The sequence below is a fragment of the Flavobacterium sp. 22659 genome (assembly GCF_052044235.1).
GTDB lineage: Bacteria > Bacteroidota > Bacteroidia > Flavobacteriales > Flavobacteriaceae > Flavobacterium > Flavobacterium johnsoniae.
Map to the genome: position 1 here is coordinate 1 of NZ_JBQEMU010000028.1, position 12,365 is coordinate 12,365.

Genomic DNA, 12,365 nt, shown 5'->3' on the forward strand with positions numbered 1-12,365 from the left:
ATAGCTTCATATTCTGCCAATCCTAATTCATCATACAGAATCGCAGTATTTTTATTTCGGTCTTCGGCTCTAACCCAAAATTCTCTTGAATCATTTCCCTGAAACATTACTCTGTCTTTTTGAGATTGGTGGTATAAGATTGCATGGCGTTTTAGCAATACTTCCGATGGCGAAAGCGGTACTGCCATATCAATTTCGTGGATATCCCATTCGTGCCACGCACCTCTGTATAACCATAGCCAGCAGTCGTCCATGTACTTTTCTGGTTTCAATTCTTTCATGGCAGCAAAAATCGCATTCAGACATACTTCATGTGTTCCGTGCGGATCTGCCAAATCTCCTGCTGCAAAAACCTGATGCGGTTTTATTCTGGCAATGATTTCTTTTACAATTTCGATATCTTCCTGACCCAGCGGATTCTTTTTAACCTGTCCAGTTTCATAAAACGGAAGATCTAAAAAGTGTGTATTTTCATCTTTTAGTCCAATGTATCTTGTGGCCGCGTAAGATTCTCTTCTTCTGATTAATCCTTTTAGTTTTCGAACTTCAAGAGAATCAATCTGATTTTCTGATTTATTATTCAAAAATTCAATTACGGATTTGAAGTTGATGTCTTTTGGAAGATCAGCACCAACAAAATCGTTGCATACTTCTGCAAATTTCAACGCCTCATCATCAGTTACGGCAATATTTCCTGAGGTTTGATATACAACATGTACATCATGGCCTTGTTTTATCAATTTTGAAAAAGTTCCTCCCATCGAAATCACGTCATCATCTGGATGCGGACTAAACAGGATAACTCGTTTTTTAGCAGGATTGGCTCTTTCTGGACGGTGTGAATCATCTGTGTTTGGTTTTCCTCCCGGCCAGCCTGTAATGGTATGCTGCAAAATATTGAACATATTGATGTTCATATCATAAGCAGAACCTTCCTGTGCCAGTAAATCAGACATTCCGTTATTGTTGTAATCACGGTCTGTCAGTTTTAAAATAGATTGTTTGGTTTTCTGGCATAACCATACAATTGCTTTGCTTTTCAATTCCTGTGTCCAGATGCATTCGCCAACCAGCCAAGGTGTTTTAAAGCGTGTTAATTCTGATGCTGCTGACTGATCCAGAACGAAAGTAGCGTTTGGATGATTCTGCAGAAATGTAGCCGGAACTTCTGAGCTGATATCTCCCTGAATGGTTCTTTTGATGATATCTGCTTTGTTTTGTCCCCAAGCCATTAATACAATTCTTTTTGATCTCATAATGGTAGAAACTCCCATCGTGATGGCTCTTTTCGGGACGTTGTCGATTCCGTTAAAGTCAGATGAAGCGTCTACTCTTGTAATATGATCCAGAGTAATAATTCTGGTTCCTGAATTAATGTGCGATCCAGGCTCGTTGAAACCAACGTGTCCTGTACGGCCAATTCCAAGCAATTGAAAATCAAGTCCGCCTGCTTGTTTGATTTTCAATTCATAATCAATACAGTATTGATTTAATTGTTCTAAAGCAATTGTTCCATCAGGAATATTTACATTTTCAGGTTTAATATCAATATGATTAAAAAGATGCTGATGCATGAAATAATGATAGCTTTGACGGTTTTCTTTATTCATTGGATAATATTCATCCAAATTAAAAGTAATTACGTTACTAAAGCTAAGACCTTCTTCTTTATGCATTCGAACCAGTTCTTCGTATACTTTAATTGGAGATGAGCCTGTAGCAAGGCCAAGTACACATGATTCGTTGTTAGTTTGTTTTAAACGTATTAATTCAGCTATTTCTTGAGCGACATTTTTTGAAGCTTCGGCAGAGTTTTCAAAGATCACATTATGATTTTTTTCAAATCGTGTTTCTTCAAATTTTCCCGGAATATCGTAAGCCAAAGAAGTAGTGGTTTTCATAATATATCTGTTGTAGTTAAAATTAGTTTTAACAAATATATATACAAAAAAGATAACAAATACATTATTTTGCGTTATTTAACAAAATTAAATTCAAATAACGCAAAAAAACGCAGAAAAGTTTGACTTAGTTTTTAAACTATAGTATAAATACGCCAGATTTCCTATATTCTTCCAGTCTTATATCTTCTGGTTCCAGATTGGTAACTATAGTATCTAATTGATTTAAATCGCAGACAACATGCGGCATTTTGGTATTTAATTTATTGGAAGAAAACATCGACACAACCTTATCAGAAGCTTCTATCATTGCTTTTTTAACCATTGAAACTTCATAACCAACTTCTGTAAGTCCTTGTTTTATATTAATACTGCTCGCTCCTATAAAACAAATATCGGCCTTTATTTTTGACACAACCTGAATTACATCCATACCAATTGTAACCATTGCGTTTTTCTGCATTTTCCCACCAATAAATATTAAATCTATATTAGGATGCTGAGACAGCTGCATAGCGATTGGAAGACTATACGTATATATTGTAGCTTTTAAATCTGATGGAATAAGTTTTGCAAATACCAAATTTGTACTTCCTCCGCTCATTATAATAACCTGGTCGTCATGAAGTAACGACAATGCTTTTGTGACGATCTGCTTTTTTTCTTCTTCACCAGAAATATGAATATCAAAAACATCTGCAGATTTTTCTTTAACCTGCACTGCTCCGCCATAGACCTTTTCCAGTAGTTTCTTACTGTCAAGTTCGTTTAAATCCCTTCTAATGGTATCTTCAGACAAATCCAGAGCCAAAGCTAAATCAGTTGTGACAACTTTCTGTTCTTCAACAAGCTTAGTCATTATATATTTATGTCTTTCGGCTTTCAGCATTTTTTAAAAAGTTAAAATTCAGGACAAATATATCAAATAATTCTATTGAAAGCGTAGGATTAACCAGAAACTGCAATAGTTTGCGTTTTTTAAGTTTAAAAGTAAAAGCAGAAAAAGTTAACATATAAAATCTGCGTTATTTTGCGTTATTTAAGTTAATTTTTGAAATATTTTGTAAAAAACTGCATTTGTATGCAATAAATAAATATATTTGCTCAACAACCATTAAAAAAACCAAATAATCATGAAAAAATTATTTCTTATTTCATTGTTGGTTTTGTTCATTCAAACAACATTTGGGCAGACAAAAACAATTACTGGAAATGTAAAAGGCAAAGCAGACGGAATTCCAATTCCCGGAGTTACTGTACTGATTCAGGGAACATCAAATGGCACAACCACCGATTTTGATGGAAACTACAGTATCAGCGTCGCGCCAGGACGAAGCCTTGTTTTTAGCTATATGGGTTTTGAAACCTCTGTAGTTAAAGTAGAAGGACAACAAAAAATTAATGTTGCGCTTTCTGAAAGTACTTCAAAACTAGACGAAGTTGTAGTCGTGGGATTTGCTTCTCAAAAGAAAACAAATTTAACCGGAGCTGTTGCTTCAATTGATGTAGCTAAAACAATTGGAAGCAGACCGCTTACAGATGTAAGCAAAGCTCTGCAAGGAACAACACCGGGTGTAAATGTTAGTTTTAACTCTGGAAATATGAATCGTACGGCTACTATTAACATACGTGGAGCCGGAACAATTAATGGTTCTGATGCTCCTTTAATATTGGTTGACGGAGTGCCGACAGATTTATCGCTTATTAATCCAAACGACATTGCCACAATGTCTGTACTTAAAGATGCTGCTTCGGCTTCTATTTATGGAGCTCGTGCTGCTTTTGGTGTAGTTCTTATTACTACTAAAGGAGGTAAAACAGGCGAAGGAAAAGTGAGATTTTCTTATTCTGCTAATACTGCTTTTACTAATCCAATTTCTACTTTAAAATTCTTAGATCCAACAGAAGAAATTCCGGGGTTAATTGCTGCAGGTACTCGTACTGATGGTGCTGTACCGGAAATTTTTGGTGCAAACTACAATACTTTATTGGCCGGAATTAAAAACTGGAAAGAAAAATATGCAAATAATCGTACCAGCAATGAAATGGTTTATGGTGAAGACTGGGAGATTAAAAATGGTACGCCTTATTTCTACAGAGTTTGGGATGCTAATAAAGAACTATATGCGAGTAATGCTCTGCAAACAACACATAACTTATCTGCACAAGGTAATTTAGGAGAAAAAAGTTCTTTCTTCGCTTCTATTGCCCTTACTAACCAAGAGGGTATGTTAAGAGTAAATCAGGAACAAAGACAAAGAACCAATATTAACTTAGGCTTTACTACAAAATTAGCCGACTGGTTAACGGGAGACTTCAAAGTAATGACAATTAACAGCACTTACGATCAGCCGTTTAACTACTATGGCGGTTCTGGTACAGATGATACCAGTTATGGAGGTTATTTTGGTTATGCACTTCGCTGGGGGCAGTATTTTCCAAACTTCGGAACGTATAGAGGATATAATTTCCGTACTGCGGGAGGATATATTTCTAATGCATCAAGAAACGAAAACATCAAACGTAATAACAGGCTGAGTGCTAAATTTACAGCAGATATTACTAAAGATTTTAATGTTATAGCCGAGGTAAGTAATGTAACTGAATTTTATAACAGAAAACAAAATGGCGGTAAATTCCTGGCTTGGGACAGCTGGTCTGCTATGCCTTATGATGCAACTACAATCCAGACTGCTACGCCTGCAACTCTTGAAGCAGGAAATGATTATGTAGCACAGTCAAAATCTGAGTCAACTACAAATGTGGTAAACATTTATGGTAACTATAAAAAACAATTAGGCGGTCACAACTTTAAAGTTTTAGGAGGTTTTAACTCAGAGTGGCAGGATTTCTCTCGTAATTATGCAAGAAGAAATACACTTTTAGATAAAACAAAACCAGAATTTAATCTTGCAGTAGGAGAACAATTTGTTTCTGGTTCTGCTAATAAAGATCTAAACCCAACAGAAACAACGTATTCAATTGCAGGTTTCTTTGCTCGTTTAAATTATGATTATAACGGAATTTATTTATTAGAATTAAATGCCCGCTACGATGGTTCTTCAAAATTCCCTACTAACGAACAATGGGGATTCTTCCCTTCTGCTTCTGTAGGATACAAAATTGTGAATGAAAAATTCATGGAAGGTACACGCAGCTGGTTAAACGACCTTAAACTTCGCGCTTCTATTGGATCAATTGGAAACCAAAACGTAGGAAACAATGCGTTCTTATCGATATTAAATTCAACTAATCCTTCATGGGTAAACAGCGGTTCTACACTTCCTCCATCTACAGGATTACCAACAAACGTTGACCCTGCTTTAACTTGGGAAAAAGTATATACTAAAGATTTAGGTATCGATATTAAAATATTTGACATGTTAGGCGCTTCTTTCGACTGGTACCAGCGTGATACAAAAGGAATGCTTGCTCCTGGTATAACACTTCCGGGTTCATTTGGCCAAAGTGCTGCTCAAACTAACTCTGGAAACATGAGAACCAGAGGCTGGGAATTGTCTCTAAACTTCAACAAACAATTAAGCGAAACGGCTTCGGTATTTGTTGATGTAGCTTTATCTGATTACAAATCTGTAATTACTAAATGGAACAATACTTCTAAACTATTAGGTTTAGTTACACCAACTACATATCCTTATTATGATGGTTACGAAATTGGACAAATCTGGGGTTTAACCAGCGACAGACTTCTTCAGGCTGATGACGTAATCACGAATAATGGTAAAACGGTAAATGGTGTTGATTACTCTAAAACAATGGTGGGTAACTTTAAATACGGAGCAGGAGATGTTCATTATGTAGATCTTGACGGCGACGGAGTTATAAGCCGTGGTGCAGGAACTGCAGACGATCACGGAGATTTGAAAAAAATTGGTAATACAACGCCGCGTTACAAATACGGTATTACATTAGGTGGAAAATACCGCGGATTTGATGTTTCTGGTTTCTTCCAGGGAGTTGGAAAACGTGATTACTGGGCGGCTTCAGATGCTGTACTGCCTTTCTTCCGTGCACCACAGCAGATGTACGCAAACCAGGCTGATTACTGGACACCAGAAAACACTGGAGCTTACTGGCCAAATCCATATTATGGAAACGAAGCCAATACACTTGGTTCAGGTACTTCGGGGTCAAACAACTTTGTTACTTCAACAAGATATTTATTAGACATGTCATATTTGCGTCTAAAAAATGTTACTCTTGGATATTCACTTCCAAAAGAACTTGTACAAAGAGCCCGTTTAGAGAAAGTAAGAATTTATGCTTCGGGTGAAAATTTAGTGACTTGGGCAGACAAACGTCTTCCTGTTGACCCTGAAATTGATGAAACAGAAGTTTTCTGGGGAAGAGCTTATCCTTATACCAAAACAGTATCTTTTGGTGTTGAGCTTTCTTTCTAATCCTAACAATACAAAACTTTTAAAATGAAAAAATCAAATATAAAATCAAGATTTCTGCTTCTATTTGCTGTTGCTGCAACATCAATGACCGCAGTTAGCTGCTCAGATTATCTTACAGATGATCCTGCAGATAAATTTACAAACGATAACTTTTGGCAGTCAGAAGACAACGTAAAAACCTTTTCATGGGTAAACTACGATACTTTTTACGGTTATGGAAACGGAACAACAATCGGGCTTTCTTTTTTCTATTATCATGGAAGTGATTACAGAGTAGATGATAACTTGTCTGCCTTTACATTCTATCAAATGCCGGTTACAGCTGCCACTACCAATGTTTATTCATGGAACGAGTATTACACGCTTATCCGCCGTTGTAACTTGATGCTGGATAAAATCCCTACGGTGCCAATGGCTCAGGAAAAAAAGAACCACTATATTGGAGTTGCTAAATTCTTTAGAGCTTACACCTATTTCCGTTTAGTGCAAAAATTTGGTGATGTTCCTTACACAGATAAATTTTTAGCTCAGGCAGATGCAGAAGTATATGCTCCCGCAAAACCAAGAGCTGAAATTATGGATAAAGTAATTGCTGAATTACAAGAAGCAGCAGACTTAATGCTTGCGGCAGATGATAAAAACGTTACTGTTAACAAATACACTGCTTATGCTGCTTTAAGCAACGCCTGCCTGTATGAAGGAACATATAGAAAGTATCATTTAGGACAAGATGGAAGTGTTTATCTTAACAAAGCGAAAACGGCTTCGTTAGCGATTATGAACAATCCTTCATATAAATTAAATGCTGACTGGAAAGGACTTTATAACTCAGTTGAATTACTTGGAAATACAGAAGTAATATTAGCTAAGCGTTATTTAACAAACGTATTAATGCACTCTCTTCAAAACTATACTAATACCTCAACTATTCAGTATGGTTTAACAAAATGGGCTGCAGACAGCTATGTAACAACAAACGGACTACCAATTCAGCAGACTGGAAACAGCCAGTTTACAGGAGATGATACTGCTGCAAAAACATTTGCTAACAGAGATCCGCGTTTTGGTAAAACTGTAAATCCTGCAAATTATGGCTACAAAGGAAAACCTTTTGGCACAACAGCTTTAGTTTCAATGTCTGGTTATGTATTCGAATTGTACAACAATCCGGCAACAACTGGTCCTGATGTTACAACAGGAGGACGTAACTATACTGATGCGCCATTATTTACTTTAAGCGAAGTATATTTAAATTATGCTGAGGCTTGTGCCGAATTAGGAACTGCTACAAATTCAGATCTTGATTTATCTATCAACAAAGTACGTACTCGTGCCGGAATTGCTCCTTTAACTACAGACGGAGTAAATGCTTCTGCAGGAGGCGTACAAATTAACGACCCAAGAAGAACTTCTTCTTTAGAGCAGTTAACCGGAGTAGTAAATCCATTAATCTGGGAAGTTCGTCGTGAGCGTCAAATCGAATTCATGAGCTGGACAACTTTAAGACAAGCTGATATTTACCGTTGGAAAAAAGGTGATTATTTAGATACGAACAAAAACCCTGATGTAAACTTAGGAGCAAGAATTGGAACTCCAGTTGGATCACAAACTGTGGTAGATGCAAACGGATACGTAAAAATTTATCCTGTCAGCACCAGAACTTTTGAACCAAAGCATTATTTAATGAATATCCCTACGAACGATATCGACTTATACAAAGCTCAGGGTGTAGAGTTAAAACAAAACCCAGGCTGGTAATTCGAAATTCATAATAACATTTTGCCCCTCCCAATATTAAAACTGCCTCCGGAAATTAAACTTACCGGAGGCAGTATTTAAAAATTTTTTTTCAACACCAGTTGAGACAAAACCAATTAATAAAATTACAAACTGACCAAAATCAGATATTTATTTTCTACAAACCACACGACAACAATCAAAAAACATCAAAAGCAATCAAATAATAATCTAATTTTATTTAGTCAATTTTTGTCTTAACTATAACTGTAATAAAAATGATAAAATTCATAGCAAAAAGTGTTCTTATTGTAACTTCTTTCATATTTACATCTTCTTATTCTAATTCGTTTTCAGCAGTTGCAAAAAATAACACATCAGAAAAAAATCCGCCCGCAATAAAAACCGGAGCTGATAATTACGAGAAATATTTACCGCTTTTAAAGAATAAAAAAATAGGAATTGTAACCAATCAAACCGGAATTTTGTCTGACAAAACCCATTTGGTCGATTTTTTATTAGAGAAAAAAATTGCAGTACAAACCATTTTTGCTCCTGAACACGGATTTAGAGGAACTGCCGATGCAGGTGAACATATTGTTGACGGAAAAGATCCTAAAACCGGATTATCTATCATTTCTCTTTATGGAGATAATAAAAAACCAAAACCTGAACAGTTAGCCGGAATCGATATTATGATTTTCGATTTACAGGATGTCGGCGCCCGTTTTTACACTTATATTTCTTCTTTGCATTATGTAATGGAAGCCTGCGCAGAAAACAATGTACCGCTTATAATTCTGGACCGCCCAAATCCAAACGGAAGTATTGTTGACGGTCCGCTTTTAGAAAAAGAATTTACCAGTTTTGTAGGCATGCACCCTATTCCGCTACTTCACGGAATGACGATTGGTGAATATGCGCAGATGGTAAACGGACAAAAATGGCTGAAAAATGACGCGCAATGCAAACTGACAGTAATTCCATGTGTAAATTACAAACGAACAATGCCTTATAGTTTATTGGTAAAACCATCTCCAAACCTTCCAAACGATCAATCTATTAACTTGTATGCAAGTTTATGTCTTTTTGAAGGAACAAACGTGAGCATGGGACGCGGCACTGAAAAACAATTTCAAATTTACGGTTCGCCTTACTTAACAAAAACCAATTTCAGTTTTACGCCAAAACCAAATTTTGGTGCTAAAGATCCGCTTTATAACGGAAAAGAATGTTTTGGCGAAGATTTAACTTCTTATCCTAAACTAACCCAATTAGAATTAAAATGGCTCATCAAAGCCTATCAAAATACCAGCGATAAAACGAAATTTTTTAATGCTTTTTTTACCAAACTTGCCGGAACCAAAAAACTGCAGCAGCAAATTGAATCGGGAGTTTCAGAAAAAGACATTCGTTCAAGCTGGAAAAAAGACCTGGAAGCTTTTCTAATCATGAGAAAACCTTATCTGCTCTATTAAGCACAGCTTTTAAAATCTCCCCAAATCATTACAAACCGACTACTTTACACAAAAGTAGAGGAACCTCATACAAAATATCGAAATCATAAATATCAAAATCTGCTGTTTCAAAATCAAAAAAGAAAAGAAAAATGAAAAATAAAAATCCTGAAACTGAACAAGAATCTTTGTACAAAGACTTGGATCAAATGAGCGTGAAAGAACTTCTTACTAACATCAACACAGAAGACAAAAAAGTACCCCATATTATTGAAGAACAAATTCCAAAAATCGAAAAACTAGTTAAAGCAATCGTAAAAAAAATGCAGCTTGGAGGCCGATTATTTTATATTGGAGCCGGAACTTCGGGACGTATTGGAATTTTAGATGCATCAGAATGTCCGCCTACTTTTGGCGTACCGCATGATATGATAATCGGAATTATTGCCGGAGGTGATACTGCCATTCGCAAAGCAGTTGAAAATGCCGAAGATGATACAGAACAGGCATGGAAGGATTTAGCCAAGTTTGAAATTTCAAGTCTGGATATGATTATCGGAATTGCCGCTTCTGGAAACACACCATATGTTTTGGGAGCTTTAAAAAAAGCGAAAGAACACAATATTAAAACAGGGAGTATTTCCTGCATCAGCAACGGACTTATTGCTCAGGAAGCTGATTATCCAATTGAATTAATTGTAGGACCTGAATTCTTAACCGGAAGTACAAGAATGAAAGCTGGAACGGCTCAAAAACTGACTTTAAACATGATTTCTACTTCGGTAATGATAAAACTGGGAAAAGTAAAAGGCAACAAAATGGTCGATATGCAGCTGTCTAACGAAAAACTGGTAAAGCGAGGCATTAAAATGATTATGGAAGAACTAAACATTGAGTATGACTTAGCCGAAGAATTACTGCACAAACACAAAAGCGTAAGAGCTGTTTTATTAGCTCAAAACAAAAATCAGGAAATCTAAAAACTGCAGTATTTAATTAAACACATAGAAACATAGATCTAACACTATAAAAAAGGCGTTTTCACTTATTTAAACACACAGAGACAGCTATGAGTTAGAAACATGTTTCTTTTTAAATTCTTTACACATATAAAACCTATGTTCCTATGTGTTAAATATTTTTTTTATGAATTAATCCAATACGTTTTTATAGATTTATACAAATCAAAAACTGAATTTTCATTTTTTGAGTTTTTAACGGCGACCTGACGGATTAACAATCTGTCAGGTCAAATTAAAATCCGTTATTTGAATAAATTATAAAAAACCAAAACCACCAAAACTATAAAATGACACCAACTACCATTCTTCTCCTTATCATCGTTTATTTCGGAACCTTATTCTATATCTCACACAGGGTGAGCAGAAAAGACAGCGGAAATGATGCTTTTTTTACAGCCAATAAAAACTCCAAATGGTATTTAGTTGCTTTTGGAATGATTGGAACTGCTCTTTCCGGAGTAACCTTTATATCCGTTCCCGGAGAAGTTGGCGCACCAAGCGGTGAACAATTTAAATATTTTCAGTTCGTTTTAGGAAATGCTCTTGGTTTTATTGTAATTACAAAACTATTGCTGCCGTTGTATTACCGAATGAACCTGACTTCAATTTATGGTTATATTGAACAAAGAATGGGGCTTTACAGTTACAAAACTGCTGCTTCTATTTTCTTAATCAGCAGAACCATAAGTTCAGCATTCAGGCTTTATCTTGTTGTAATTGTATTACAGCGTTTTGTATTCGATTATTTTCATATTCCATTTGCCCTGACGGTATTAATCTCTTTACTTCTTATTTTTTCTTATACGTACAGAGGCGGATTAAAAACGATTATTATTACTGATACTTTACAAACGTTTTTTCTTGTAACATCGGTTTTCCTTACTATTTATTTCATCTGCGACCGTATGGATTTAAGTGCTGTCAGTGCATTCGAAGAAGTAAAAAACAGCAACTATTCTAAAATATTTTTCTTTGATGATTTCTTCGGAAGCAAATTCCATTTTGTAAAACAAATTTTAGGCGGAATGTTCGTAACCATCGCCATGACAGGTCTGGATCAGGATTTAATGCAAAAAAACCTGAGCTGTAAAAACATTGGCGAAGCACAAAAAAACATGTTCACTTTTACAGGAATCTTTGTAGTTATTAATATTTTCTTTTTAAGTGTTGGTGCTCTATTATATATTTACGCTAATAAAAACGGAATCGCTATTCCAACTGATTTGGTTACAGGAAAACCCAGAACCGATTTACTTTTTCCTGAAATTGCCTTAAATCATTTAGCTGTAGTTCCTGCCATTGTATTTTTACTGGGAATTATCGCGGCGACTTTTGCTACAACAGATTCGGCATTAACAGCTTTAACAACTTCTTTTTGTGTTGACTTTTTAGGAATGGATAAAAGTGAAAATACCAAAAAAAATACCGTTAGAACCAGACATTTAGTACACATCAGCTTTTCAGTATTAATTTTCTTTGTCATTATTATTTTCAATACCATTAATGACAGTTCTGTTGTGGGGATGATTTTCAAAGTAGCTTCTTATACTTACGGACCATTATTAGGATTATATGCTTTTGGATTGTTCCAAAAATCAAGATATGTAAACGATAAGTTAGTACCGTTTATTTGTCTCTTGGCTCCTTTCCTAACCTATTTAATAAATGAAAACTCGAAACTATTATTTTCAGGATATGTTTTTGACAATGAGTTAATTGTACTGAACGGATTAATCACCTATTTAGGATTATATATTACAAGTTCTCGAAGCCACGAAAAAATAAGTTTTTAATCGGTTTAAAAACGCAAATAATTTACCCAGCCAA

The 12,365-nt window shown here is 35.5% G+C and carries 7 protein-coding genes; 5 read left to right on the top strand and 2 right to left on the bottom strand.

The window, feature by feature from the left end; translation table 11 throughout:
* On the bottom strand, positions 1-1,901 hold a 1,901-nt coding region (gene nagB, locus ACTJIW_RS21515; RefSeq protein WP_440718481.1), incomplete at its 3' end, for a glucosamine-6-phosphate deaminase.
* A gap of 139 nt (positions 1,902-2,040) precedes the next feature.
* Positions 2,041-2,790 carry a DeoR/GlpR family DNA-binding transcription regulator gene (locus ACTJIW_RS21520; RefSeq protein ID WP_121360456.1) on the bottom strand — a complete coding sequence of 250 codons (750 nt, stop codon included), beginning with the start codon at positions 2,788-2,790 and terminating at the stop codon, positions 2,041-2,043.
* A 244-nt stretch (positions 2,791-3,034) separates the two neighbouring features.
* On the opposite strand from ACTJIW_RS21520, the gene ACTJIW_RS21525 reads away from it, so the two are divergent.
* The 5 genes from ACTJIW_RS21525 (at position 3,035) to ACTJIW_RS21545 (ending at position 12,331) form a co-directional block, all read left to right on the top strand.
* Complete coding sequence (locus ACTJIW_RS21525) at positions 3,035-6,322, top strand: SusC/RagA family TonB-linked outer membrane protein (protein WP_440715124.1); 3,288 nt, start codon at positions 3,035-3,037, stop codon at positions 6,320-6,322.
* A gap of 24 nt (positions 6,323-6,346) precedes the next feature.
* Entirely contained in the window at positions 6,347-8,080 is a 1,734-nt protein-coding gene (locus ACTJIW_RS21530; protein WP_121360454.1) for a RagB/SusD family nutrient uptake outer membrane protein, read from the top strand.
* 257 nt (positions 8,081-8,337) lie between these two features.
* Positions 8,338-9,537 (top strand): exo-beta-N-acetylmuramidase NamZ family protein, encoded by a 1,200-nt coding sequence (locus ACTJIW_RS21535; RefSeq protein WP_440715125.1) that lies wholly within the window; start codon positions 8,338-8,340, stop codon positions 9,535-9,537.
* A 131-nt stretch (positions 9,538-9,668) separates the two neighbouring features.
* On the top strand, positions 9,669-10,496 hold the full coding sequence (gene murQ / locus ACTJIW_RS21540) for an N-acetylmuramic acid 6-phosphate etherase (RefSeq protein ID WP_012026782.1): 828 nt from the start codon (positions 9,669-9,671) through the stop codon (positions 10,494-10,496).
* Between the two features lie 329 nt (positions 10,497-10,825).
* A complete protein-coding gene (locus ACTJIW_RS21545; protein WP_440715126.1) occupies positions 10,826-12,331 on the top strand; it encodes a sodium:solute symporter in 1,506 nt (501 codons plus the stop codon).
* Positions 12,332-12,365 lie beyond the last annotated feature (34 nt).